General features: G+C 64.9%; 20 protein-coding genes and 2 pseudogenes. 7 read left to right on the plus strand and 15 right to left on the minus strand.

The features are described 5' to 3' along the window. Window positions 1–119: 119 nt before the first annotated feature. From JD971_RS02935 to JD971_RS02975, 9 genes and pseudogenes are all read right to left on the minus strand, one after another. Entirely contained in the window at window positions 120–2,651 is a 2,532-nt protein-coding gene (locus JD971_RS02935; RefSeq protein ID WP_202085814.1) for a primase-helicase family protein, read from the minus strand. 118 nt (window positions 2,652–2,769) lie between these two features. After that, window positions 2,770–3,051 carry an AlpA family transcriptional regulator gene (locus tag JD971_RS02940; protein WP_202085816.1) on the minus strand — a complete coding sequence of 94 codons (282 nt, stop codon included), beginning with the start codon at window positions 3,049–3,051 and terminating at the stop codon, window positions 2,770–2,772. Between the two features lie 68 nt (window positions 3,052–3,119). Beyond that, complete coding sequence (locus JD971_RS02945; protein WP_202085818.1) at window positions 3,120–3,668, minus strand: hypothetical protein; 549 nt, start codon at window positions 3,666–3,668, stop codon at window positions 3,120–3,122. After that, on the minus strand, window positions 3,659–4,327 hold the full coding sequence (locus tag JD971_RS02950) for a site-specific integrase (RefSeq protein ID WP_202085820.1): 669 nt from the start codon (window positions 4,325–4,327) through the stop codon (window positions 3,659–3,661). Before JD971_RS02950 ends, JD971_RS02945 begins: the two co-directional genes overlap by 10 nt. 63 nt (window positions 4,328–4,390) lie before the next feature. After that, complete coding sequence (locus JD971_RS02955; protein WP_202085823.1) at window positions 4,391–5,008, minus strand: Arm DNA-binding domain-containing protein; 618 nt, start codon at window positions 5,006–5,008, stop codon at window positions 4,391–4,393. Window positions 5,009–5,592: 584 nt separating this feature from the next. Then, window positions 5,593–7,857 (minus strand): annotated as a pseudogene (acs, locus tag JD971_RS02960) (acetate--CoA ligase). A 35-nt stretch (window positions 7,858–7,892) separates the two neighbouring features. Continuing rightward, window positions 7,893–8,926, minus strand: a pseudogene (gene adhP / locus JD971_RS02965) (alcohol dehydrogenase AdhP). Window positions 8,927–8,998: 72 nt separating this feature from the next. Then, window positions 8,999–10,519 (minus strand): aldehyde dehydrogenase, encoded by a 1,521-nt coding sequence (adh, locus tag JD971_RS02970; RefSeq protein ID WP_202085825.1) that lies wholly within the window; start codon window positions 10,517–10,519, stop codon window positions 8,999–9,001. Window positions 10,520–10,658: 139 nt separating this feature from the next. Continuing rightward, window positions 10,659–11,570, minus strand: a complete 912-nt coding sequence (locus JD971_RS02975; RefSeq protein ID WP_371809705.1) for a GAF domain-containing protein — start codon at window positions 11,568–11,570, stop codon at window positions 10,659–10,661. A 312-nt stretch (window positions 11,571–11,882) separates the two neighbouring features. Here JD971_RS02975 and JD971_RS02980 point away from each other — a divergent pair, with 312 nt between their 5' ends. From JD971_RS02980 to JD971_RS02995, 4 genes are read left to right on the plus strand one after another with little or no spacing between them, the layout of a single operon-like run. After that, window positions 11,883–12,839 carry a cytochrome c oxidase subunit II gene (locus tag JD971_RS02980; protein WP_202085830.1) on the plus strand — a complete coding sequence of 319 codons (957 nt, stop codon included), beginning with the start codon at window positions 11,883–11,885 and terminating at the stop codon, window positions 12,837–12,839. Continuing rightward, on the plus strand, window positions 12,836–14,941 hold the full coding sequence (locus tag JD971_RS02985; RefSeq protein WP_202085832.1) for a cbb3-type cytochrome c oxidase subunit I: 2,106 nt from the start codon (window positions 12,836–12,838) through the stop codon (window positions 14,939–14,941). The genes JD971_RS02980 and JD971_RS02985 overlap by 4 nt, the downstream gene beginning before the upstream one ends. After that, window positions 14,938–15,570 (plus strand): cytochrome c oxidase subunit 3, encoded by a 633-nt coding sequence (locus JD971_RS02990; protein ID WP_202085834.1) that lies wholly within the window; start codon window positions 14,938–14,940, stop codon window positions 15,568–15,570. Before JD971_RS02985 ends, JD971_RS02990 begins: the two co-directional genes overlap by 4 nt. After that, window positions 15,567–15,959: a cytochrome o ubiquinol/quinol oxidase subunit IV gene (locus JD971_RS02995; protein ID WP_202085836.1), complete on the plus strand. Its 393-nt coding sequence runs from the start codon at window positions 15,567–15,569 to the stop codon at window positions 15,957–15,959. Before JD971_RS02990 ends, JD971_RS02995 begins: the two co-directional genes overlap by 4 nt. 332 nt (window positions 15,960–16,291) lie before the next feature. On the opposite strand, the gene JD971_RS03000 is transcribed toward JD971_RS02995, so the two are convergent. After that, on the minus strand, window positions 16,292–16,750 hold the full coding sequence (locus JD971_RS03000) for a hypothetical protein (protein ID WP_202085838.1): 459 nt from the start codon (window positions 16,748–16,750) through the stop codon (window positions 16,292–16,294). 77 nt (window positions 16,751–16,827) lie between these two features. Next, window positions 16,828–18,543, minus strand: a complete 1,716-nt coding sequence (locus JD971_RS03005; protein WP_202085841.1) for a thiamine pyrophosphate-dependent enzyme — start codon at window positions 18,541–18,543, stop codon at window positions 16,828–16,830. Window positions 18,544–18,754: 211 nt separating this feature from the next. Between JD971_RS03005 and JD971_RS03010 the strand changes: the two genes are divergently transcribed. The 3 genes from JD971_RS03010 (at window position 18,755) to JD971_RS03015 (ending at window position 21,317) form a co-directional block, all read left to right on the plus strand. Next, window positions 18,755–19,630 (plus strand): ROK family protein, encoded by an 876-nt coding sequence (locus JD971_RS03010; RefSeq protein ID WP_202085843.1) that lies wholly within the window; start codon window positions 18,755–18,757, stop codon window positions 19,628–19,630. An 84-nt stretch (window positions 19,631–19,714) separates the two neighbouring features. Then, complete coding sequence (locus JD971_RS17035) at window positions 19,715–19,888, plus strand: DUF3649 domain-containing protein (protein WP_371809734.1); 174 nt, start codon at window positions 19,715–19,717, stop codon at window positions 19,886–19,888. A 571-nt stretch (window positions 19,889–20,459) separates the two neighbouring features. Continuing rightward, window positions 20,460–21,317: an alpha/beta hydrolase gene (locus JD971_RS03015; RefSeq protein WP_202085845.1), complete on the plus strand. Its 858-nt coding sequence runs from the start codon at window positions 20,460–20,462 to the stop codon at window positions 21,315–21,317. Window positions 21,318–21,356: 39 nt separating this feature from the next. Here the strand turns inward: JD971_RS03015 and JD971_RS03020 are convergent, their stop codons facing one another. From JD971_RS03020 to JD971_RS03045, 4 genes are all read right to left on the minus strand, one after another. Further along, the gene (locus JD971_RS03020) at window positions 21,357–21,740 is read right to left on the minus strand and encodes a response regulator (RefSeq protein ID WP_202085848.1); all 384 of its coding nucleotides are present in this window, start codon (window positions 21,738–21,740) and stop codon (window positions 21,357–21,359) included. 6 nt (window positions 21,741–21,746) lie between these two features. Beyond that, the gene (locus JD971_RS16455; RefSeq protein WP_236672240.1) at window positions 21,747–23,528 is read right to left on the minus strand and encodes a sensor histidine kinase; all 1,782 of its coding nucleotides are present in this window, start codon (window positions 23,526–23,528) and stop codon (window positions 21,747–21,749) included. A 403-nt stretch (window positions 23,529–23,931) separates the two neighbouring features. Then, window positions 23,932–24,849 (minus strand): aminotransferase class I/II-fold pyridoxal phosphate-dependent enzyme, encoded by a 918-nt coding sequence (locus tag JD971_RS03040; protein ID WP_236672360.1) that lies wholly within the window; start codon window positions 24,847–24,849, stop codon window positions 23,932–23,934. Continuing rightward, window positions 24,735–25,364, minus strand: coding sequence for a GntR family transcriptional regulator (locus tag JD971_RS03045; RefSeq protein ID WP_202085850.1), 630 nt, complete (start codon window positions 25,362–25,364; stop codon window positions 24,735–24,737). The genes JD971_RS03040 and JD971_RS03045 overlap by 115 nt, the downstream gene beginning before the upstream one ends. Between the last annotated feature and the right edge of the window lie 42 nt (window positions 25,365–25,406).

A 25,406-nucleotide genomic window follows, 5' to 3' on the forward strand; every position in this document is an offset into this window, starting at 1 on the left:
TGGCTCCCTTTCGGGCTGAATTGCCGCGCGACCCGTCTAGCCGTCTAACCCGTCTGCGGTCCAAGAAACGCGTGGTTTCGGGCAAGCCTAACCCGTCTGCGAACCCGTCTGGCCCGGGGTCAGTACGGCGCGGCGTTCGCCCACGTGGCCTCCGAGCCGTCCTCGGGTTCATCGAAGTCCCACGCGCCGAAGGCCTTGCGCCACCGCCTGCGGAGGTCGGCAAGCGGCGGGAATGCCCAGCCCCGCCAGTAGTCGCCCGCTTGCTGGTGCTTGTAATTCTCGAAGCCCCACTCCCGCAGGAAGGCACCGAGCCGAGCGTCCGACACATTGCGAAGCGCGGGGCTGGACTGCCGCAACAGGTCATAGAGCCCCGCGCACCCGTCGCGCCGGTCGCGCTCGCTCGTGTCCTGCGGCCCCGGCAGTCCGTCGCGCCGGTCCCGTCCATTCGACGAGCGGACGTTGAGCTCGGCCCCGGTCGGAGCCTGCCCGGGGATAATCCCCGCCTCGATTACGTCCAGCAGCCATTCCTCCATCGGCTTGAGCGTCTTGATCTTCTGCTCACGCAAGGCGACCGTCTGCGGCACATCGAGGCGCGGATGCCAGTTGCCTAGGTCCATCGCCATTAGGTCGTGCAGGAAGGCCTCGAGGCCGCCGTTGTCGATCTCCTCGTTCAACTTGATCCACCACTGCACTCGTTCGTCAGTCTCGGGGCTCCCCGGCGGGAAGGCCTTGTCCGGCGACACGTTGAACACGGCGAAGCGGCGCTCGTCCGCGCTGGCGGACACAACCCACTCGTCATTCGAGGCGATGATGACCTTGAGCCGGTTGCGCGACGGGAAGGGGTCCACGCCCTTCGGCTCGATCATGATGTTCGGCTCGGTGATTAGGCTCTTGATGATGCCCTCGGCCTTGCTCTCACCCCGCGCCAGCGCCTCGTCCGCGAACAGCAGGCAGCAGTCGTGCAGCGGCTTGTTGAAGTTGGAGGTCATGGTGTGGGAGCTCGCGATGGTCGTGCCGTGCTGGCCGAATATCCGGCTCATAAGGCGACCGAAGGTGCTCTTGCCGGTGCCCTTGCCTCCCCGGAGGACTATCGCCACCTCGGCCCGCCGCTCCGGGTGCTGCACGGAATAGGCGGCCCAATTCAGCAGGTACTTGGCCGCGTCCCGATCTCCGGCTGCGAGCACGTCCTCGATCAACTCCCGCAACAGGGGCCACTCGCCTGCGCGCGGCTGTACGGCGAGACCGCGCCAGAGATTGTACTCGAAGCGGTCGTCCACCTCCTCGTTCGGCAGGAACACAACGCTGCGATATTGCCGCCGGAGGGGATGCTCGAGCCACCACTTACCGGCTGGCGAATAGACGGGGTTGCCCTCCTTGGTCTGGCCGGTCTGGACCCGGACATTCAGGTAGCGGTTCTTGAAGTCAGCGAAGGATTGGACGACCATCTCCTGCCGGTTCGGGTCCACCTCGCTCGGTTGCCACGAGACGACGCGACAGGCGTTGCCGTAGGACATAATCACCGCATGGTCGGCATTCAGCCGGGCGAGCATCGGCTCTTCGACCTCGGCCCGCGCTCGTTCAATCTGGCGCTCCGCATATTTGAGCGCCCCCTTCTGCGCGCGGGTGTGGGCCGATATTCCGAAATCGGGGTCAAGAAGGACGAGCGCGATCTGCTCGTTGCTGCAATTCGCCCGGACGAGCTCGCAACAGACGGCGAAGGTCACCTCCGAGCGCGAATTGTAACGCAACGGGTCATCGGGGTCATCGCCCTGCACGATCAGCATCCGGGTCCGGTTCGTCACAGCGGAAGGGAGCTCGTCTAGGTCGCGCAGGCGTGGTGGATCGCCCTCGAGCTGTACCGTCGGCTGTCCGGCACTCGGAGAGGCATTCCTAGGTGGCGCGGCGGTGAGCTCGTCACCCAAGGAGTACACCCGCCCGGGGTGATACTCGACCACCGAGGCGAGCCGGGGCTCCCGGCCAGCGTCCCGCTTCTTCTTGTTGGGCCGGTTGATCGTGCCCGGGAGGCGCATGAGGCGGCAGCAATCGTGAGTGCCATCGACCCTTATCAGGGCGCGGAGCTCGGGGTCCTCCGCAATCATCTTGGCGAGCTCGGCCTCGAGCTGCCGCGTGTAGCACTCCGCCTGCTCGGCTACTTCGAGGTTGCAGCCGATATACAGGCCCGGCTCCTCAATACGGAAGAACGCCTGAATGCCACCGCCGCTGTCCAAGGTTAGGGTGGGCTGGAGCTTGTAGTCTCCGAGGAAGGTGAGCGCTGCTGCCCGCGCCTCGGCCGGGTCAGCGCCATCGACCGGGTCAATGTCCACGTGGATCCAGTCGAGGTTCTCAATGTCCTCCTTCTTGGCCTTCGACCGAATGCGCCCGCGGGTCGGGTTCACGGTCCAATAGAGGTTCATCCCCTCGCGCGTTCGGTCCTCGAGCCATTGACGGGCCGCGCCTTCGTCACCGGGGCCGAATGTCTGGGTCTTTGTCGGGCCGCCGTCCGGCGGGATGGCCGTCAACGCGACTAGCCCGCCGGGGCGGACGCGGGCGAGATGCGCGACGGCTTCCTCGAGTTTGGCCTCGGGGAGCGTATCGGCGCTCAACCCTTCGGCCTTCGGTCCCGGCTCCGCGCCGGGTATAACGTCACTCATGGGGTTCTCCTGCCCCGCCGATGGTTAGGGCCGTCCGGCTTACGTCATGAAGCCGGACGGTCCGTCCTTCCCTTTCAGGATTGGCGGAATTGTCGTTTGGGCGGCCCGAGGCACGCCGTCAGGCGGTGTCCGAGGGGCGCTTAGCGACTGTCACCGGGATGCCGAGCTCCTCCGACATGCGAGCGGCGAACTTATCGAAGTCCTCGTCCCGTCTCTTCATCCGCTGCCTTAGCCAGTGGTCGATCTCGCTCTTCACCCAAACAACCCGGCCCGGGCCGAGGCGGACCTGCTTCGGGAAGTCGTGTTCCTCGTCGGCAATGTACTTGTAGATCGTCGGCTTGCTCAGCCGTGTCATCGCCACCACCTCGGGCAGCGTCAGCAATACTTGGCGCTGGGTCATGTTGACCTCCTCTATCGACGGCTTTTCTCGTCTGAGGAGGTTCTCGCCGCTGCGCGGCCTAGAAGAAATTACCGTAATGTCGTGCGATTACGAATGTGTCGCTGTGCCACCTTGAACGCCACGTCGAGCGCCCGGTCCCCGAGGTCCGGGGTGATGCGGAGGAACTCCGCTGCGAGGAAGGAAACGGCCGCGCTCGGCTTGGGCTGCTTCCGGCCCTCCTTAGAGGCGGCTCGCCCGCGATTGGCAGTCACGCGGTTGCCGCCAGCCTCCCACCAAGCCAGAAGCGGGACGGCGGCCGCCTGATAGGCGTCGTACCCCCGGCGGCCGTATGGCGCGGGTATCTCGAGCTCTGGCACTGCCTCCTCGACCTGTAGGAAGAGGAACTCAGCCTTCTGCATCTCGAAGGGCATCTCAGCGAAGCCGCGCTGGTACTTGACGTGCCAGTCCCAGAGCTCCCGGAGACGCGGCTCCAAGCCGTCTATCCCCGCCTGCGACTTGATGTTGCGGATGCGTTCGCGGGCGTCCGCCGAATTGCGGCTGGACTGGAACGGCACTTCCGCTGCCCAGTATGCCTCGGAGGCCCGCTGCCGCGTCTCGGGGTCCGGCTCTATGCCCATTGGTCGCCCCACAGGTCGAGCGCTGCCCGCTTCTCGGCCATGTAGTCGTGCACATCGTACACGCCACCGATGCCTGGCAGGACGTGGCCGAGGACCTGCTCGGAATGGAGGTGGGGGACGCCCAGCCGGGACATCTCGGTCTTAACGGACCGGCGAATGTCGTGGACGGTCCATGGCTCGAGCGGCGGCAGGCCCTTCTTCTCCCCGAGCTCGGCAATCTTCGCGTCCAGTTGCAGCTTAGCCTTCGAGAAGCCGCTTATCGGACGGTCACCCTTGTCGGTGGGGAAGAGGTAGTGCGTCTTGTCCAGCTTCTTCGGCAGCGCCTTGTAGCTGGGGAGCGCCTCGATGATGGCGACGGCGGGGGCCGAGAGCGGATAGGTGTGCTGCCGGTCGGTCTTGTAATGCCACGCCGGGACCGTCACGCATCGCTCCTTCATGTCGAGCCAATCGGTGTTCAGGTTGGCGACCTCAGAGCGCCGCTGCCCAGTCAGGATAAGGAGCTGGATCACCCGGCCGTACCGATAGCCGATCTCCTCCGCCGCGTCCCACACGCGGCGCAGCTCGTCCATCGACAACGCGCGACGGCGGGCCGTGTAGGCGAGCGACTTCTTCGCGCTCTTCTTCTTCGTGGGCATCACGAGCGCGGGGTTGAAGATCACGAGGTCCTCCTCCCCGGCCCAGTTGAACAGCGTGCGGATGCGCTTTCGGACTTCCCGGGCGGCCTAGAGACCGCTCAGCTCGTGGCGCTCGTCGGTCCTCGGCTTGCCCGCCTTCTTCGCCCGCTCCCGGGCTCGCTCGATTGCCTGCGCGCGGACCTTCACCAGCAGCGCGTTCACGTCCGAGCGCTTGATCTCATCGACCGGCCGCCCGCGCCAGTGCGGCACGACATAGGTGTCGAGGTAGGCCTTCGTGGACTTCCACTCCTTCTGCTCCTCCTTCGCGTACTCGTCGATGAACCTCTCGGCCACGGCCTCGAAGGTCCGCTCGTTCCGGGCGATGGCCTCGGTCTTGCGTTGAACAGCCGGGTTGAAGCCCTTCTCCGCAACGTCGAGAGCATCGCGCGCCGCGTCCCGGGCCTTGGCGATGGTCACGCGGGGATAATCGCCCAAGGACATTCGGCGCATCGGCCCCTTCTTGCCGCCGTCGCCAGCGCCAGAGACCCGGTAGATCACTGACCAGTGCTTCGCCCCCTTGTCGCTGACCCGGAGCCGGAGTTGCGGCACCACGGTGTCGGCCCACTCGAGGCGCTTCCCGGGCTCGGCCTTGAGCTTGGCAATCGCCTTATCGGTGATCGTGTCCCGCTTCGCGTCGTGCTCCACGGCTGTTGTTGTCGCTTCCATCTCGCTTCTTCCAAAACCATTCGGGGAAACGCCGGGGAACTCAAAAGCGCGCGCTGCGCTAAGCCCCGCCGATACCCGGCGAGACCGTTTTCTAGTGTAAACCCGCAGAAAGTCGAGCTTTCTTTAACCGGCTCAATCTCGGGGAAACCGCGCTAGACTGGGTAGCTTAGACCTCCGAAGGCAGAGGCCACAGGTTCGAATCCTGTCGGGTGCACCAGCTTTTCCGCCATTTGATGCGCTGCCCAATTCCGGCGGGTGCTCCCCGTAGGTGAAACGTATTTGCAGCGCGTTTGATCGGGAGCGCATGCAAAGACCCATCAAGTTGAGCTGGCTTCGCCCCGAATCGGTGGCTGGCTATGAGGCCTTGCTGTGTGAAGGACGGAATTCACTTGCCGGCACTGGGGCAATAAGCCGGGCATTTGATCATGTATCCCTACCCGACCGAACGTGACGCGCGAGCGTATGGGGCTGGCTATGGCCGGAGTGCCCTCGAGGCAGGGCGGCATGGCGAAAGAAAATTCGGATTCATCAAACCACCCTTCAAGTTTGAATTCGGCACGCGCGCGCGAGGCGAATGACGGCGCTCAGTACGGCGTGTTCGTGCCCGCGCGCAATTGCTCCACCACGGCGGGGTCGGCGAGCGTGGAGAGATCGCCGAGTTGATCGTACCGTCCCTCGGCGAGCTTGCGCAGCACGCGCCGCATGATCTTGCCCGAACGCGTCTTGGGCAGGTTCGGTGCGAACTGAATGATGTCGGGCGTGGCGATCGGGCCGATTTCGCGGCGCACCAGCGCCCGCAATTCGCAGCGCAGGGCGTCGCCCCCTTCCTCCCCGGCATTGAGCGTGACGAAGGCGTGGATCCCCTGCCCCTTGATGGCATGCGGCATGCCCACGACCGCGGCTTCGGCGACGCTGTCATGCGCGTCGAGTGCGCTCTCCACCTCGGCGGTGCCCATGCGATGTCCGGAAACATTGATGACGTCATCGACCCGCCCGGTGATCCAGTAATGGCCATCCGCGTCCCGCCGCGCGCCGTCACCGGTGCAATAGGTGCCGGGAAACGTGCTGAAATAGGTCTGAAAAAACCGTTCGTGATCGCCGTGGACGGTACGCATCTGTCCGGGCCAGCTTCGGGTGAGCACGAGATTGCCCTCCGCCGCGCCGGGCAGGACGTGACCATTGCCATCGAGCAGTTCGGGATAAACGCCGGGCAAAGGCCGGGTCGCGCTTCCCGGCGGGGTGTCGGTTGCCCCCGGCACCGGCGCGATCAGCGCGCCCCCCGTCTCGGTCTGCCACCAGGTGTCGACGATGGGACATTCGCCGCGCCCGACCGTCCGGTGATACCATTTCCACGCCTCGGGATTGATCGGCTCGCCCACCGTTCCCAGCAAGCGTATCGCGCGAAGGTCGCGCGCCGTCACCCACCGGTCGCCTTCGCGCATCAACGCGCGGATCGCGGTCGGCGCGGTATAGACGATCGTCACGCCCAGCCGCTCGCTCGTTTCCCACAGGCGGCCCGGATCGGGATAGTTCGGCACCCCGTCGAACATGACCGTACGCGCCCCGTTCGAAAGCGGGCCGTAAACGACATAGCTATGCCCGGTGATCCATCCGACATCGGCGGTGCACCAGAACAGATCGTCGGCGACATCCCCGCCCTTTTCCGGCCCGAACAGCAGATCGTAGGTGAGCGTACACCACAGCAGATAGCCCCCGGTGGTGTGGACGACGCCCTTCGGCTTGCCGGTGGAGCCGGAGGTATAAAGGATGAAAAGCGGGTCTTCCGCCTCCATCGGCTCGGCCGGGTAATCGGCGGACACCGCGGCGCAGGCATCCTGCCACCAGATGTCGCGGCCCTTGGTCATCGAGACCGCGCCCCCGGTGCGCCGCATGACGATGACCGTGCGGACATCGCGCGCACGGTCGAGGGCGAGATCGACATTGGCTTTGAGCGGGATGCGCTTGCCGCCGCGCGTGCCTTCGTCGGCGGTGACGATCAAGGCCGCGCCGCAGTCGACGATACGGTCGGCCAGGCTGTCGGGAGAAAATCCGCCGAACACCACCGAATGCACCGCGCCGATCCGGGCGCAGGCCAGCATCGCGATGGCCGCCTCCGGCACCATGGGCATGTAGAGGACGACCCGGTCGCCCTTGCCTATGCCGTTGGCTTTCAACGCATTGGCGAAGCGGCAGACCTTCGCGTGCAATTCGCGATATGTCAGGACGCACCCTTCTCCCGGCTCATCGCCCTCGAACACGATGGCCTACTGGTCCCCACGCGCGGGGATGTGCCGGTCGAGGCAATTGACCGACACGTTGAGCATGCCATCGGCGAACCAGCGTATGCCGAAATCATGCGCGTCGAAGCTGCTTTCGTCGGCGCGGGTCGGGAACACGCTCCAGTCGAGGCGGCGGGCTTCGCAAAGCCAGAATGCGTCGGCATCGTGTAGGAGCGCGCCCTGCATCGCGCGAAGGCGGTCTGCCCGGTGCAACATGGCAATTTCCCTTTCGTCATAGGCGCGGCTGCGCAAGAGAAAGCGCCGGCCCGTTCCGTTATCGAGGCTGAACATGCCGCCCCGCCCGTCGACCCCATCGAGGATGAGCTGCGTATGCTTCCACGCCGCGAATTGCGCCGCGCCGATATAGACCGGCGTGCTGCCGATCATGCCCAGCAGGATGTCCGACGCGCCGAGGCGGAACGCGTGCCGGGGGTAGACCATGGGGCTGGACCCGTCGCAGCACCCGCCCGACTGGTGGATGAGCACGGGACCGTGCCGCGCGATCAGCTCCGAGAGCAGTGCGGCCCCCGCCGCGGTGGCGATCACGCGGCGGACGACGCCGCCATCCATGATCGCCCCGCGCCCCGGCCCCGGGGCGGCGCCTGTCATTGGGTCAGGTCGAGCACGACGCGCCCTTCGATCTGCCCCTTGCGCATCCGGTCGAACACGGCGTTCACATCGTCGAGCCGGGCGGTGGAAATCGTCGCCTTCACCTTCCCGTCGCCCGCGAAATCGAGCGATTCCTGAAGATCGAGCCGCGTGCCCACGATCGAGCCGCGCACCGTGATACCGTTCAGCACCATGCCAAAGATGTTGAGCGGAAAATCCCCCGGCGGCAGGCCGTTGAGCGCCACCGTCCCGCCGCGCCCGACCATGCCGACCGCCTGTTCGAAGGCCGTCTCGCTCACCGCGGTCACCAGCGCGGCGCGCGCGCCGCCCCGGTCATCCGCTTGACCGCGGCGGCGGGGTCGCTCTCGGTCCGCGCGTTGACCGTACCCACGGCGCCCAGCCTGCGCGCGAGGTCGAGCTTTGCCTCGTCCACGTCGACCGCCACCACGTTCAGCCCCATCGCGACCGCATATTGCACCGCCATGTGACCGAGCCCACCAATGCCGGAGATCACCACCGCATCGCCCGGCTTCGTGTCGGTCATCTTCAGCCCCTTGTAGACCGTGACCCCGGCGCACAGCACCGGCGCGATCTCGTTAAAGCCGATGTTGTCCGGCAGGTGACCGACATAGTTCGGGTCGGCCAGCACGTAATCCGCGAAACCGCCGTTCACCGAATATCCGGTGTTGAGCTGGCTTTCGCAGAGCGTTTCCCATCCGCCGAGGCAATGCGTGCAATGGCCGCACGCGGTATAGAGCCACGGCACGCCGACCCGGTCCCCTTCCTTCACGTGGGTCACGCCCTTCCCCACGGCGGAGACGAAGCCCACGCCCTCGTGTCCGGGAATGAAGGGCGGTTCGGGTTTGACGGGCCAGTCGCCTTCCGCGGCGTGCAGATCGGTGTGGCACACGCCGGACGCCTGGATCGCGACCTGGATCATGCCGGGCTGCACCTCGGGCACCGGCGCTTCCTCGATCCGCAACGGTTCGCCGAATGCGCGCACGACGGCGGCTTTCATGGTCTTGCTCATGACATCTCTCCTCGATTTTTGAATGCGGGATGCGATGCGGCGGACATTCGCCGCATCGCGAGCGGTAGCGCCTCAGAAGAAACCGAGTTTCTTCGGGCTGTAACTGACCAGCATGTTCTTCGTCTGCTGATAATGGTCGAGCATCATGCGGTGGTTCTCGCGCCCGATGCCGGATTGCTTGTAACCGCCGAACGCCGCATGCGCGGGATAGGCGTGGTAGCAATTGGTCCACACCCGCCCGGCCCGGATCGCACGCCCGAACCGGTAACAGGTGTTGGCATCTCGGCTCCACACCCCGGCGCCGAGGCCATAGAGCGTGTCATTGGCGATCCGCAGCGCCTCGTCATCGTCCCGGAACGTGGTGACGGACAGGACGGGGCCGAAGATTTCCTCCTGAAAGATGCGCATCCGGTTGTTGCCGCGAAACACCGTCGGCTTCACGTAATAGCCGCCCGCAATCTCGCCATCGAAGCGCGCCGCCTCGCCGCCGGTCAGCAATTCGGCGCCTTCCTGCCTGCCGATATCGATATAGGAGAGGATCTTCTGCTGCTGCTCGGACGAGGCCTGCGCACCGATCATGGTCTCCATGTCGAGCGGGTTGCCCGCCTTGATCGCCTCCACCCGCGCGATCGCGCGTTCCATGAACCGGTCATAGATGCTTTCATGGATGAGCGCCCGACTCGGGCAGGTGCACACCTCCCCCTGGTTGAGCGCGAACATCACCAGCCCCTCGATCGCCTTGTCGAAAAAATCGTCGTCGTGGCGGCACACGTCTTCGAAGAAGATGTTCGGGCTCTTGCCGCCCAGCTCCAGCGTGACGGGGATCAGGTTCTCGCTCGCATATTGCATGATGAGCCGGCCCGTCGTCGTCTCGCCGGTAAAGGCGATCTTGGCGATGCGATTGCTGCTGGCGAGCGGTTTTCCCGCCTCCACGCCAAAGCCGTTGACGACATTGAGCACGCCCGCGGGCAGCAGATCGCCGATCAGTTCGACCAGCACCATGATCGAGGCCGGGGTCTGCTCGGCCGGTTTCAGGACCACGCAATTGCCCGCCGCAAGCGCCGGAGCGAGTTTCCACACCGCCATCAATATCGGAAAGTTCCACGGGATGATCTGTCCCACCACGCCCAGCGGTTCGTGGAAATGATAGGCGACGGTGTCATGGTCGATTTCCGAAATGCCGCCTTCCTGCGCGCGGATGCACCCCGCGAAATAGCGGAAATGATCGATGGCGAGCGGAATGTCCGCCGCCATCGTCTCGCGCAGCGGCTTTCCATTGTCCCATGTTTCGGCGATCGCGAGCGTCTGGAGATTTTCCTCCATCCGGTCGGCGATGCGATGGAGGATCAACGCGCGTTCGCCCACGCTGGTGCGGGCCCAGGCGTCCCTCGCCGCATGCGCTGCGTCGAGCGCGGCCTCGATATCGACCGCCTGGCTGCGCGCCACCTTGCCGACCGACTTGCCGGTTATGGAGGAGATATTGTCGAAATAGCGCCCGTCGCGCGGTGCGGTCCACTGACCGCCGATGAAATTGTCGTATCTGTCCGCAAAAGGCGCGGTCATCGACGCCGCCGGATTGGTTTGCATGTCCATCAGTTCATCCTCGTCACAATCGCCGGTTGCTCCCGGTCGCAAGGACGATGGTTTCGCACTACCGCACCGATGGAAAGAGGGGGCGGGCCGGAGGGACGCGCAACTGTCTCGCTATCGAGACAGTTGCGGACAAAGAGCGTCAGCCGCGAACGAGACCGACCTTTTCCATGCGCCGATAAAGCGTCGCCCGACCGATGCCGAGCGCCCTGGCCGCCTGTGTCGCATTGCCATCGGCCTGTGCGAGCGCACGGCGCAACACCGTGCGTTCCGAGTCGCGGAACGATACCGCCTCCTCCCCGCCGAGGATGTCCGCAGCGCTGCGGCAACCGGTCAGGCAAGCGTCGCTCAGGGTGAAGCGATGCCGCGCGGCATGGGTGGCACCGATGACGAGATCGTCCCGGTCGACCGCGAGCAAGGCCGCATCGCCGCCGGGAAGGTTCGCGTCGATGATGCGATGCCCTGCGAAATACTGGCGGAAAACCCCGCTCTCGATCCGGCGCGCCGCATCCTGCACGATTTTCTGCACCAGCGACCCCATCGCCGCGGTGTGGTCCGCCCGGCAACTGGAAATGTCGAGCGCGCCCACCAGGCGCCCCGTCGCATCCCGCACCGGCGCGTCCATGCAGCTGATGCCGATGTTGCGGCTGGCGAAATGCTCGTCGCGGTGGATCGTGACCGGCCGGCCTTCTTCGAGACAGGTGCCGATGCCATTGGTGCCCTCGCGGCTCTCGCTCCAGACCCCGCCCGGCGTCAGGCCGACCTGATCGAATGTCGCGCGGTCGCCTGCGCTGCTGCGCGCTTCGAGAATGACGCCGTCATTGTCCGAGAGCATGACCGCGCAGCCGGTGGCGGCAACGGTCTGAAACAGCTGATCGAGCAGCGGGCGCGCCACGCACAGCAGGAGCTCGTGCCGCTGCCGCCGCTGCGCGAGGTCGGCGCCGGGCACCAGCTCGGCGGCACGGTCCGCGCTCGGCACGAGCCCGTGCTTCAGCCCCGAACGGCACCAGCTGGCCGCGACAAAGGATTGCGCGGCACTCGACGACGATTGCAAGACCGCTTCGACGGAGTCTGCGTGATGGCCTGCCATGACGCCATCGTACCCCGTTTGCCCCCCGTTGACCACTGCGCAGACATCGTGGGCAAATGCGCGGACGCCGACGCTCGCCCCCGACGATGCGCCGATGCGGCATCGTCATCGCGCGGCTATGGATCGCACGACGCGCGGGCGCGATTTTCGTGCCCTTGACCGCCCCGTGGCCCGTCGCGTCATGGATTGACCCGGCCGCGTGAAACAGGCAGCGAAAGCGTAGAGAGCATCACGATCGCTGGGCAGGCTGTGCATTCGGAGACTTCAGGAAAATTGGTGCAGGCGGCGCTCCGGTCCGTCCCTGTCTGCACTGGCATCGTTCTGCTGCTCGGCATGCTGTTGCCGCAGGCCGCGATGGCGGCGCCGACGCAATCCTTCCTGCAACCGATGGGCCCGGTGGCCGAGGAACAGGCGGCCCATCTCTGGCGCGTGATCGCGATTGCCATGGTCGTGATCCTTCCCGTCCTCATCGGGGTGCCCTTGCTCGTCTGGCGCTACCGTATCGGCGCGAAGGGGGCGAAATATACGCCGGAATGGGATTATTCGGCCAAGCTGGAATGGCTGTTGTGGGGCGTTCCCGTGGCGGTGGTGATCGTGCTCGCGAGCTGGCTTTGGTATTCGACGAACCGGCTCGATCCCTACGAACCAATGGGTCCGCAGCCGCTTCGGATACAGGCGATCGGGCTCGACTGGAAATGGGTGTTCCTCTACCCAGACGAGGGTGTGGCGACCGTGAACGCGCTCGCCATCCCGGTGGGGCGGCCGGTGGAACTCACGCTCACGACCGACACGGTGATGCAAAGCATGCTGATCGCGCCGCTCACCGGGCAGATCTATGCCATGCCGGGCATGACGACGAAGCTCAATTTCGCCGCAACGCGCACCGGCGTGGCCGAGGGTGAGAACACGCAATTCAATGGCGCCGGCTTCGGGCGGCAGAAATTCACCGTCACCGCCATGGCACCGGCCCGCCATGCCGCATGGCTCGCCGACGCGCGCCGCGCACCCATGCTCGACGCGGCGACATACCGCATCCTGCGGCACCGGTCGGTCCTTGCCGAGGCGCGCGGGGAACTGGGCCTCAGCCGGGCGGCGACGCCGCTTTATTTCGCGCTGCCCATTCCGGATATGTTCGAGCGTGTCGTCGCGAAATATCACGCGACCGATGGCGGCGGATCGGGCGCACTCGGCGGCACCGGCCTCCCCCCTCGCCCGCAGGGAGGCGATGAATGAGCCAGCCCACCAGCCCGATCTTCGGCCGGCTCGACTGGACCGTCACGCCCTATACCGATCTTTTGCACGAGGTGACGAGCAGCACGATCGTCGGCGCGGGCGCAGCGACGGTTCTCGTGCTCGGCACGCTCGGCGCGGTCGCGCTCATCACGCGGATGGGGGGGTGGGGGCCGCTTTTCCGGGACTGGCTGACGTCTGCGGACGCGAAGAAGATCGGCATCATGTATATCGTGCTGGCACTGGTGATGATGGCGCGCGGCATTGTCGAAGGCTTCGTCATGCGCGCGCATCAGGCGACGGCCCTGGGCACGCTGTCCGCGCCGGAAAGCGGCCTCGTCGCGCCCGATCATTTTGCGCAGCTGTTCAGCACGCATGGCACGATCATGATCTTCTTCGTCGCGATGCCGCTGCTCATCGGCCTCATAAATTTCGTGCTTCCGCAGCAACTGGGCGCGCGCGACATGGCGTTCCCCGTGCTCAATCAGGTCAGCCTGGGGCTGACGGCAGCGGGGGCGGCGCTGGTGATGGTGTCGCTACTCATCGGGAAGTTCGGGACCGGGGGATGGACGATGTACCCCCCCTATACCGGCATCGCGTACAGCCCCGGCGAAGGGGTCGATTACTGGCTCTGGGCCATCGCGATTTCGGGCGTCGGGTCCACGCTGACGGGCATGAATTTCGCGGTCACGATCTTTAAGAAGCGCGCGCCGGGCATGCATTTCATGCGCATGCCGCTGTTCTGCTGGACGTCGCTATGCGTTGCCATCATGCTGATCTACGCGATGCCCGCGCTCACCGTGTCGAGCGCGATGCTCATGCTCGACCGCTATGCGGGCTTTCATTTCTTCACGAATGGCGCGGGCGGCAACATGATGAATTACGCCAACATCTTCTGGATGTTCGGCCATCCGGAGGTCTATATCCTGATCCTCCCGGCGTTCGGCGTGTTCTCGGAAATCAGCTCGACCTTTTCGGGAAAGAAGCTCTACGGCTACACGTCGCTCGTGATCGCCAGCATGAGCATCGCGGTCGTCAGCTTTACCGTGTGGCTGCACCATTTCTTCACCATGGGGCAAAGCGCGGGCGTCAATATCGCGTTCGGCATCGCCACCATGATCATCGGCGTGCCGACGGGGGTGAAGATCTACGACTGGATGGCGACGATGTGGCGCGGACAGGTGCGCATCACCACGCCGATAGTCTATCTCATCGGGTTCTTCATGCTCTTCGTGATCGGCGGGCTGTCGGGGATCATCCTCGCCAATCCGTCCATCGATTACCAGGTGCACAATTCCACCTTCCTCGTCGCGCATTTTCACAACGTGATCATTCCCGGCGTGCTTTACGGAATGCTGGCGGGCATTCATTACTGGTTCCCCAAGGCGTTCGGCTTTCGCCTTTGCGAAACATGGGGACGGCGCACGGCCTGTTTGTTTGTCGGCGGTTTCCTGCTGACCTTCATGCCGCTCTACGTGCTGGGTCTCATGGGAATGCCGCGCCGTTCGTCCACGTTTCAGAACCCGGATTTCCTGCCGTTGATGTATGTCGCGGGGATGGGCGCGGTGTTGATGCTGTGCGCATTGGTGAGCCTTGGCTGGACATTCTGGAGCAGTTGGCGCCGCCGTGCGGAACTGGCCGTGCCGGGCGGCGATCCGTGGAACGGCGGGACACTCGAATGGTCGAGCCCGGCGCCGGTGCCGGCATGGAATTTCCCGCGCATCCCCGACGTCAGCGCGCGCGACGATTGGAGCGCGGCGAAGCGCGGCGGCGACCCGTGGAAGGGGCCGGACGATTATGCCGACATCGAAATGCCCGCCAATACGCGCTTTGGCGTTGTGCTGGCCGCCGCCGCCTTTGCGCTGGGCTTCGCGATGGTGTGGCATGTGTGGTGGATGGGAATCGCCGCCCTTCTCGCGATCGTGGCGGCGGTGATGTGGCGCGGGATGATCGTGGTGGAGCCCGAGATCGTCCCCGCCGCCGCGCTCGAACGCGCCGACCGGCAATTTCGCGAATGGGTCGCGACCACCCCTCCGGCCAGCCGGGCAGACGAAGAGACCCCGCGCAACAGGGGCGTTCCCGACATCACGGAGTTCGCGGGATGAGCAACGGCGACAACGGCCTTTACCCCGGTCTCAACCTCGGCGCGGGGCACGGCGACGCGCATGACCAAGCGGAAACGAAAGTCTTTGGTTTCTGGGTCTTTTTGATGAGCGATCTCATCATCTTCGGCATTCTGTTTGCCACCTATGCCGCCGCGCTCGATCCCGTCGGCCTTGCCGGCGGTCCGGGGCCGCAGGCGCTGTTCGACCTGCGCAGCATCGCGATTCAGACAGGTCTGCTCCTGCTCGGCGGGGCGGCTTATGGCGGGGTGTCGCTGGCGGTGAAATACGACGGGGGCGCGGCAAAGGTGGTGGCCTGGCTCGCAATCTGCGCAGGGCTTGGCGCGGCGTTCCTGTTCTTTGAAATTCGCGATTTCCTGCACCAGGCGCAGGAGGGCGGCATCCCGCAGGCGAGCGGCTGGCTGAGCGCGTACTGGGCGCTCGTCGGGCTGCATGGGCTGCATGTCGCGGTTGGCATTGCGTGGATCGGTGCGAGCGCAGCACAGATCGCCGTGCGCGGGCTGGACGATGTGGTCAAGGTCCGCCTCTCCATGCTGGGCGTGTTCTGGCATTTTCTCGACCTCGTCTGGGTCGGTATTTTTTCCTTCGTTTTCCTGGTGCCGCTTTCATGAGCCGGCCCAATACTGGCGAGCTGGACCCCGGCGAAAGCGCGAAGGCGGAATTGCGCAAATATGCGCTGGGCTTCGTGATCAGCGTGGGTTTGACCGTTGCGGCCTTCGCTGCGGTGCTGTCGCCGCTTGCGCCCATGGTGAAGATCATCGCGGTGTGCGCGGCGGCGCTGCTTCAGGTCGCGACACACCTGCGCCATTTCCTGCATCTCAGCTTTTCGGGCGGGCAATCGCGCGAGGATCTGCTGCTGGTGCTATTTTCCGTGTGCCTGCTCTCCATCATGGCAGGCGGGACCGTGTGGATCCTCGCCGACCTTCAGGAGCGCATGCACGAGGGTGAGACCGCGCACACAGCGCCGACAACGGGCGAAGAGCCGGCCCCTGCGGCGTAACGGCGCGGCGCGTCTCGTCGCCGGGCGCGGCGCCGCGGCCCATCCTCGATCCCGCACACGACACACGGTGCGTTCGGGTTCCATGCGTTGGGAAAACCGTCCACCATCGCTCGCGCTTCATCCATCACAACAGATGCGCGTCGCCTCGATCCGGCTGCTCCCGACTATCGAAGAAATCACGAGATGCGCGCTCGCGATGAACCCGGTCCGTCCGCTATTGGGCTGTAGCGCACCCACCTTTGCCGGGCGCAACATGCCGCCTCACACAAGCCGGGGGTGGCGACGGCGCGGACATGCAACCGGCGCTGCGAACAGGGTCGCGCGCTCGGCGATCAGGCCGGATCAGCCCCCGCCGGTAATTGCGGATCCGCCGCCGCGCCGGTTTGCGCATCGGCGGGAACGGAGGCGAGCGTGCTTGCGATGCTGGCCGCGGCCTCGGCCACGCCGTCCGCGTCACTGCTCTGCAGCGCCGATTTTGCCGACGCGATGTCCTGCGTCAGCTGTGCACGGATGGCTTCGGGAAATTCGGCGATATTCGCCGTGACGAGCTGGTCGAGATCCTCCAGCACGGCCGAACTCTCCGCCATGTCCAGCGTGCCCGATTGCAGATGCTGCGCGAGTTCCATCGCCTCTGACCGAAGCTGCGACGGGGTTGCCGCGGTGTCTTCGAAACCGGGTTCCTCGACGGTGGCCTGCTGCACCGCGCCCTGCTCCTGCGCCGCTTCGTCGCCGCACGCGGAAAGAGCCATGGAAACGGGCAGGAGAAGGAAAAGATAACCCGGCTTTTTCATCGTTGCTCGATCCTTTGTCTCATGCAGCCCAACAAGGCCCGCACGGCATTGCAGGAAATGCGTAACGCATCGCCCGCCTATCGCAAAAAATTGTTGCGCAGCAATTCCACCACCTCGCCCGACCTTCCGTCGAGCACGGCCTTCACGCCGAACATGGCAGTCGATGCGACTTGCGAAATCTCGATTTTGGGCGGCATGACCAGCTCCATCTGGTTCACCCGCACGTCGAGAAGCGCAGGTCCTTCGGCCCGCAGCCACGCCTCCATCGCGCCGGCCAGATCGGCGCCGTTCTCCACCCGCCAGCTCGCGATTCCGCACGCCTCGGCCAGTTTCGGGAAGTCGGGATTCCTGAGCCTGGTAAAATGATCGACCAGCCCTTCGACACGCTGCTCCATTTCGACGAAGCCAAGCGTGTCGTTGCGAAACACCAGCAGCTTGAGCGGGATGTCCTCCTGCACCAGCGTCAGCAGATCGCCCATCAACATGCTCAACCCGCCATCGCCGCACATCGCGATGACCTGTCGTTCGGGATAGGCGAGCTTGGCACCGATGGCCTGCGGCATCCCGCTCGCCATGGTGCCGTGGAGCAGGCTGTTGAGGAAGCGGCGCCGGCCATTGGCGCGCAGGTGGCGCAGCATCCACACCATCGCGGTGCCGACGTCGGACACGAAAATCGCATCGTCGGCGGCCTTTTCGTCCAGCATGTTGGCGACGAATTGCGGGTGGATGAGCGTGGGATCGCTTTCCTCCCCCTCCTCGACATAGCCGCGCAGATCGTCCTGCCATTGATTCTGCTGCGCCTCGAGATGGCGCGTGTCCGGTTTCGCCGCGACCATCGGGGTGAGCGCGGCCAGCGTCGTTCGCGCATCGCCGACCAGCCCCATGCTGATGGCCGAGCGCCGGCCGAGATGGGTCGGGTCGATGTCGATCTGCACGATCTTCTTCGCCTCGGGATAATATTGGGTATAGGCGAAATCGCAGCCCAGCGAGATCACGAGATCGGCACTTTCGAGCGCCTCCACCCCCGCGTGATTGCCGAGGATACCGTTGACCCCGACATTAAAGGGATTGTCCGGCTCCAGAAACTCCTTCGCCCGCGTCGTGTGGACCATCGGCGCCTTCACCTTTTCGCAAAAGGCGACGATCTCGGCCCGCGCGTCGCGTGCCCCGATCCCGGCATAGACCGTGACCTTTCCCGCCGCATCGATCAGCTCGGCAAGCTGCGCCATTTCGGAATCGTTGGGCCGGCAGACCGGTTCGGGGCGATAGATGTCCCACGCCATCGCATCCTCATCCGTCTCGCTGAACATGTCGCCGTTCACGATGACGACCGCGACCCCCTTTTTCGTGAGAGCGGCCTGCGCGGCCTTCGTCACGATGCGGCGGGCCTGCGAGGGATGGGAAATATATTCGCAGAAATGCGAATGCTGTTCGTAGATCTTCTTCTGGTCGACTTCCTGCGGGAAGTTGAAGCCGGTTTCGGTCCGCGCGACGTCCGACGCGATGAGAAGCACCGGTGCCCCATTGCGGTGGCTTTCGTAGATTCCGTTCACGAAATGGAGCGAGCCCGGCCCGCAGGTGCCCGCGCACACGGCCAGCTCTCCGGTCATGTAGGCCTCGCCGCCGGCGGCAAAAGCGCCCGCCTCCTCGTGCCGCACGCTGATCCAGCGCAGGTCCGATTTCGCGATCGCTTCGGTGAGGTGATTGATCGTATCGCCGGGAATGCCATAGACGCGCCGCGCGCCCGCCTGTTCGAGAGCATCGACAACGATATGCGCTACGGTCCTGGACATGTTTTCCCTTTCACGGCGGCGTTCTGCTCGACGGGTCTGCAGAGGCCTGCCCGCCATTTCGCCAACCCGCGAGTGTCCGTCATGGTTTCCATCGCGAAGCCGCCAGGCGGCAATGCGACACATTAATACAGGCGCCCCACACGACTTTCCAACCCGCCCATTCGCGCGCAAGATGCGCCTTCGCCGCAATGGCCGCGATGGAGGAGCATGCATGGGCAAGACGCTGATCGGCGGGATCGAGGCGGGCGGAACCAAGATCGTCCTCACGGTCGCGGAAAGCCCGACCGAGATTGTCGCAACACATACGATCCCGACCCGCGAACCCGATGAAACTCTCGCCACGGCGCGCAACTGGTTCGAAGAACACGGACCACCCTGCGCGATCGGCATCGCCAGCTTCGGGCCGGTCGAACTCGATCCCGCGGCGCCGCTATGGGGCCATATTCTGGAGACGCCGAAGGCGGGCTGGTCCCGATGCGACCTCGCCGGATATTTCTCCCGCGCGTTTTGCGTTCCCGTCGGGTTCGACACCGACGTGAACGCAGCGGCGCTCGGCGAATATCGTCACGGCGCTGGACAGGGTGCGGCCTCGCTCACCTATGTGACGGTCGGCACGGGCATTGGCGGCGGGACGGTCATCGACGGGCGGCTCGTCCATGGCGCCAGGCATCCGGAACTCGGCCATATCTACCCGCGGCGCGGCATTCAGGATCGCGACTTTCCCGGCGTATGCCGCTTTCACGGCGATTGCCTCGAAGGTCTGGCCTCCGGTCCGGCCATTTCGGCACGCTGGGGAGCGACGCTTTCCGACCTTCCCGACGACCATGAAGCGCACGGGCTGGTGGCCGGATATCTCGCGCAGATGTGCCACACCGTCCACGCCTCGATCGCGGCGCAACTTATCGTGCTGGGCGGCGGTGTCATGAACACGCCGGGGCTGATGAACCGGATCGCCCAGAAGGCACAGGCCCTTGGCGCGGGCTATTTCCCCGGCGCGGCGGACCACCGGATCGTCGCCCCTTCGCTCGGAGACAGGGCCGGGATCACCGGCGCGCTGCTGCTCGCGGAAAATGGGCGGTGCGCGTGATCCTGACCGCTTCGTTCGCGCCAAGGGACGAAAAGGCAGAGCCGTTTCACGCGGCGGAACGCTAGCCTGCACGATGGTCGGCAGATCGGGCGCGGGGTTTCCCGATCAGTATCGCAATACTCTGCGCATGGGGCACACCAAACGTTCGCCCCGCGTGCGGCATGGCGCGCATGGGCAGACATCCTGCCTATCGGCGCCGCGGTCCGGGATGGCCCGTTGGTAGCGCCATCCGCAGGCACAGCGCAGGAGAGTCCGTGATGGAAAAGCGCGCTCCACGCCGTTCTCCCGGCATGGGGAGAGATTGGAACCGGGCAGGTCTGCTCTGGGCTGGCATGGGCGACCCCGATCTGCTCCCCCCGAAACCGCGCCGATACCATTGTGACCAGCATGGCGCCCCGCCCTCATCATGGGCGAGATAAACAGGGGCCGCGCGCCGAAACACGACCGGGCCTGGCTCACCGATCCTTAGGAACATGCTTGCGCTCGACATGGTGGCGGACCCGCCTGCCCGCACGGCGCGCCGCGACCGGGACAGGTGTTCGGGGCGCCGTCCCCACCGGCGCGCGCGGCCTTTACGCCCCTGAAGCGCGGCGGCACGATCCAGTCCCCGCTCGCATTCCGAACGGCGGAACAGGCATCGCCAGTCGCGGATCCGCGCCTCGAACCCATGCGCAGTGTGCGCCCGCTCGGCGGGCACGCCGTCGCTGCCCCCTGCCCTGAACCTGAAGTCATGGGAAGACCGATCCGCAACGCACGATAAATGCTATCGATCGCGCGAACAGGGCGTATAAAGCCTCTCGATAGTCACAACCAGGAAACGATGTTCGCCATGCTCAAATCCCGGTTCCTGAGTGCCGCGCTGGTCTTGTCGCTCTGTGCCTGCACCACAGGGACGGCCTCACCGCCGCAGAGCGTCGCCGACGCGCCTGCCGCCGCGACGATGATGACCGTTCCTGTCGACGGGCGCGAGCTTCGCATTTCCGTGTTTCGCCCGGTGGAGGCGCCGCGCGGCGTCCTTTTCCTGTCGCATGGCGCCGGTGGCTCGCCGGAGATGATGCGTCCGTTGATCGACCGGCTGGTCGGGGCGGGATTCTCCGTCGTGGCCCCGCTTCACCGCGATTCCATGACCTACCCGGCGCAGGACCGCGAGGATCTGCAATCCGCATTTGCAACGCGTATCGCCGACCTTCAGGCGACCTCCGCCGTGGCGGACCGGCTCTTCCCCGGCCTGCCCTATGGCGGCGTGGGATATAGCTACGGTTCGCTCTTCGCGCTGATCGGTGGCGGCGCGCTAAGCGACATGGTCGGCGCCAGCGTCCCCGCGATGAAGGCGGTGGCCACCTTTTCCTCGCCGGGACTGATACCCGGGGTGGTCACCGATGCGGGCCTGCAAGGCGTATCGGTGCCGACACTCATGATTACCGGCACCCGCGATGTCGTAACCAGCTTCATCCCCGATCCTGCGGCCCATGTTCACTATTTCGAGAACGAGCCTACTGGGGGACGCTATCTTGCGATCGTTGACGGCGCATCGCATGACTTCGTCTATGGGCAGGAGCCTGGCTATGACGCCGCGATCGACATCACGGTCCGCTTCTTGCAGGCCTATGTCCTGGGCGACGGGGCGGCTTTGCGGATGCTCAACGATACCGAGAGCGGCGGATTGATCGAATTTCGTCGCCGCTGAATTCCAAGGGCGCGCAGGCCGGCGCACGTTCCCGCCATCCTATGCGGCGAATGCGCGCAGCAAGCGTATGGCATCGGCCGGAACGATCGGTTTGGGGATGAATTCCGCCCGCACCGGCAATACGTCGAGTGCAGGCTTGTGACCGCCGGACGTGACGATAATCTCGATCGGGGGCCAACGTTTCCGGATCGCCGCGGCAAGGCGCAGGCCATCCATCGATCCGGGCATGTCGACATCGGTAAAGACGACGCGAATGTCCTCCCGCTGTTCGAGGATGATAACCGCCTCGTCGGCGTCCCTTGCCTCGACCGCGCCATAGCCTGCGTCCTCGACCAGGTCGATCATCCCCAGCCGCTGAAGCGGGTCGTCCTCCACTACGAGGATGAGAACCGAAGGGTTCGATGGTGAAGCGTGTGAAATCATGGCAGGTCAGGAACGCTCGAGATCGGCAATCGGCGCCGCGAAAGAGGCATTAAATCCGCCCGGTCCGTAATTCAGCGTACTTCCCCCCGTGCCGGCAAGCCCCATGCGGATGAGCCGCGACCCGAAGCCTTTCGTCGCGGGTTCTTCGACCGGCGGGCCGCCCCGTTCGTTCCAGTGGAGGATCAACTGACGGTCCTTCCCCTGCCCGACGAGCTTCCATTCGATTGCGATGGTGCCATCGCTCGACAGCGCGCCATATTTCATCGCATTGGTCGCAAGTTCGTGGATCAGCAAGGATGTCGACAGCGCGGACCTCTGCCCCAGCCGCACATGTGGCCCCTTCGCGCAGAAACGATCGGTGGCGCCCACGGCATCGAGCACCCGCCCGATCAGCTCGCCCAGATCGGCCGGGCCGATCGAATGGTCGAGCAAATCGTTCTGCGCCATGCCCAGCGCGGTGAGGCGACGGGCGAATATGCTCAACGCGCCGGGTTCGAGATGATCCCGAAGCGTGAGATTGGCGATCGATTGCACCATGGCCAGCGTGTTTTTGAGGCGATGAACGATCTCGCGGTTCAGGATGTCCTGCTGTTCCTCCGCGCGGATACGCTGCACCGCGACGCGGATGCGCGCCGCGGCGTCCCGCAGGAACTGAAGATCCTCCCCGCTCCAGCTTCGCGGGCGTGTCGAGATCGCATAGAGCAGCGCCACGAACCGGCCTCTCTCGATGACGGGCACATTCACGAACGCCTGGGAACGGCGCGCCTCGAAGGCTGCGATGTGGTCACGGGTGCGCGGATCGGTGCGACAATCCACCACGATAACGGTTTCCCCGCTTTTCAGATCGTCGATATAGGACCCGTAATCCCGGAATTGATGGGTTCCCGACAAGGACAGCGCATCAGCGGTGGCCCAGTCGCTTTCGACCGCGATCGTCTCGGCATCGCTATCCACGCTGCCAAAACCGACCAGTTCGATGCCGAGCGTCTGACCGATGACCGCGCTTGCCGATACGATGAGATCGTCCACCAGCGACGCGTTTTGAAGAACATCGGTGAGTGCGACCACCCCTGCCTGCCGGTTGAGCCGGTCCACCCGCTCGGTCGCGTCGCTGAAGATCACGGTGAACCGATCGCCGCCGATCGACTGCGCGACGCAATCGTACCATCGGCCCAGCTCGCCGACCTGCTGCGTAAAGCGCGCAGGCTCGCCCGTTTCCACGACCGTTGCGAATGCCGCGATCCATTCGTCTTCTATGCCTGGAATGATCTCACGCACCCGGCGCCCGACCGCCTGGCCGCGCGGCACCGCGACGAGATCGTGCCACGCATCGTTCACCTCTTCGTACCGCCAGTCGATCGCCGTGCCGGCCGCGTCACGGATCAGCTCGCCGATCAGGAACCCTTCCTGCAACGTGGCGAAGATGTCGCGCCATTTCCGCTCACTCGCGCGCAATGCCTCGTCGGCAAGAACGCGATCGGTGGTCTCGACGGTGGAAATGAACAGGCCCGCCACCGCCCCGCCGGGATCGAGAACGCGCGAATAGGAGAAGGAAAACCACGTTTCGGCCCGCCCCCTGTCCGTGGCGAGTTTCCACGGCAGGTCGGTATAATGCTGCGAACGTCCGTCGAAGGCGTCCGCGATGATGGGCTTTGCCTGTTCCCACGCATCGGCCCACACTTCGTGGAACGGTGCGCCCATCGCCCATTCGAGACGCGGGCCGAGCAGCGGAAAATACGCCTCGTTGAAGAAGAACGTCAGCTCCTCTTCGCCCCAGCACAGGATCATCGATTCCGGCGAATTGAGAATCAGGCTCAGGCAGGATTTGAGCGTATCGGGCCAGCGATCCGGCGGACCCAGCGGATGATCCGTCCAGTCGCGCGCCAGGATGAGAGCCGTCGCTCGCCGCCGCCCGCAAGGAACGGGTACGTGTCGATGGACATCGAGGATCGGTTGTCAAAATCACGTGTCATCGATGGGATCAACCAAGCCGCGGGCGGGGACGTAACCCCTTGAATAGAGTGCCGCCGGCCGCGGACAAGCGCAAATACTCCTGTAACGAAGAATGAGGCCGCCGCGCGTTGTGGCGCCGCTTTTCAAAAAATTCGGCCCGGGCAGAATAAGGCGGATACCTTTCACGATCACGCTCTTGCAATCGGCGCCCAGATGCGAGCGATCTGCCGCGCCTCCGCTAATATCTGTTCAGGACTTCGCCAAGCGTCTGCAACGCCTCTTCGCTGGTGGTGGTGACGTTGAAGCGCATTTCCGAGGATACTACCTTCGGTGGGCGGAAATGCCTGCCGGGTGCAGTCAGGAAACCGCGCGCTGACATCAGCCTCGCAATATCAGCAGAATCGATGTCCTCACCCAGATCGACCCACAGATGCGGTCCGCCCATGGAGGGGTCTGCCGTCACGCCAAGTCCGGCGAAAATATTCCGCAATGCGCCCGCGCCATGCGCCAGTTGCGTACGAACCCGTTCGCATCGGCGGCGATAGAGCCCCTCATCGAGGAAGCGGAAGAACACCCGCTCCTGAATGAGCATATTGCCCAGCCAGTGGGTCAGGCGAAAGCGCCGCAGCATGTCGATATACCGCTCTCCCGCGACGATGTAGCCCGCGCCGATCTGCGGCTCCAGAATGCGCGACGATCCGCCGATGTGAATGACGCGGTCGAGATTGTCGAGGAGCATCAGCGGGGCCAGCGCCCTGCTGCTGCCGAGCGGCAGGAGATCGGCGTTGAAGCCATCGTCGATCAGCGTCAGATCGAACTCGGCGGCGATTTCGATGAGCTGGCGCGCATTATGGAGGGAAATACAACTGCCGGTCGGGTTCTGGATCAGCGACGATAGCACAAAGACCACCGGGCGATGACGTTCGCAGAGCGTGCGCAGGACGTCGATATCCGGCCCGTCGGCCCTGCGCGGGACACGCATGATGTTCGCACCCTGCGCCAGCAAGGACGCGACATGCGCGAAGGAGGCCGGATCCTCGATCAACACCGACCCGCCCGGACGCACCAGAGAGCGGACCACCACACCCAGTCCGGCAATGCAGCCAGGGACCGTGGTGATCGCATCGATGGGTACGTCGATCCCCTCGGCCCTGATCTTGCTGCACAATTGTTCGCGCAGCGAAGATAGCCGGCGGCATCGCCATAACCCGATGATCGCAGCCCCCCTGCGGAAACGCTCTTGAGCACCCGGTTCAGTTCTTCGACCTCGGACGGCTTGTGATAGAGCGCGCCGCTGCCGGGGGAGCGATTGACCGGGTGCGCGGAATGGATGAGCTGAAATGCGCCAAGGTCGATTTGCGGACCCTGCTCCGAAAACGACGGCGGAAGCGATCGCGGCGGCGAAACGTAGAAACCCGATCCACGCCGCGCGTAGATGTGCCCGCCTGAAACCAGCCTGTCATAAGCCCGTTGCACGGTATCGCGGCTGAGACCCATTTCGGCGGCCATCGCGCGGATCGACGGGAGGCGTTGGCCCACCGCCAGGGTTCCGTCCGCGATCCGCCCCTGAACCGTGCGAACGACGCGCACCGTCCGCCCGCCACCGGAACTGGGGTTGCCATCGGGTAGCCTGGAATTGTCCTGGTCATCGGAGTAGGACAGGCCGGTCATATTTTATGCATTTGGATGCAAGCCATTCGCCACGCAATCAGT

Origin of the sequence: Croceicoccus sp. YJ47 (assembly GCF_016745095.1) — a bacterium.
Lineage (GTDB): Bacteria > Pseudomonadota > Alphaproteobacteria > Sphingomonadales > Sphingomonadaceae > Croceicoccus.

Coding starts and splice junctions, on each gene's coding strand:
- JD971_RS02940 (WP_202085816.1), bottom strand. CDS start 3,051: ATGACCCAGCGCCAAGTATTGCTGACGCTGCCCGAGGTGGTGGCGATG.
- JD971_RS03000 (WP_202085838.1), bottom strand. CDS start 16,750: ATGAAAAAGCCGGGTTATCTTTTCCTTCTCCTGCCCGTTTCCATGGCT.
- JD971_RS02945 (WP_202085818.1), bottom strand. CDS start 3,668: ATGGGCATAGAGCCGGACCCCGAGACGCGGCAGCGGGCCTCCGAGGCA.
- JD971_RS03015 (WP_202085845.1), top strand. CDS start 20,460: ATGCTCAAATCCCGGTTCCTGAGTGCCGCGCTGGTCTTGTCGCTCTGT.
- JD971_RS02985 (WP_202085832.1), top strand. CDS start 12,836: ATGAGCCAGCCCACCAGCCCGATCTTCGGCCGGCTCGACTGGACCGTC.
- JD971_RS02935 (WP_202085814.1), bottom strand. CDS start 2,651: ATGAGTGACGTTATACCCGGCGCGGAGCCGGGACCGAAGGCCGAAGGG.
- JD971_RS02990 (WP_202085834.1), top strand. CDS start 14,938: ATGAGCAACGGCGACAACGGCCTTTACCCCGGTCTCAACCTCGGCGCG.
- JD971_RS02995 (WP_202085836.1), top strand. CDS start 15,567: ATGAGCCGGCCCAATACTGGCGAGCTGGACCCCGGCGAAAGCGCGAAG.
- JD971_RS16455 (WP_236672240.1), bottom strand. CDS start 23,528: ATGATCCTGTGCTGGGGCGAAGAGGAGCTGACGTTCTTCTTCAACGAG.
- JD971_RS03020 (WP_202085848.1), bottom strand. CDS start 21,740: ATGATTTCACACGCTTCACCATCGAACCCTTCGGTTCTCATCCTCGTA.
- adh (WP_202085825.1), bottom strand. CDS start 10,519: ATGGACATGCAAACCAATCCGGCGGCGTCGATGACCGCGCCTTTTGCG.
- JD971_RS03010 (WP_202085843.1), top strand. CDS start 18,755: ATGGGCAAGACGCTGATCGGCGGGATCGAGGCGGGCGGAACCAAGATC.
- JD971_RS02955 (WP_202085823.1), bottom strand. CDS start 5,008: ATGGAAGCGACAACAACAGCCGTGGAGCACGACGCGAAGCGGGACACG.
- JD971_RS03045 (WP_202085850.1), bottom strand. CDS start 25,364: ATGACCGGCCTGTCCTACTCCGATGACCAGGACAATTCCAGGCTACCC.
- JD971_RS03005 (WP_202085841.1), bottom strand. CDS start 18,543: ATGTCCAGGACCGTAGCGCATATCGTTGTCGATGCTCTCGAACAGGCG.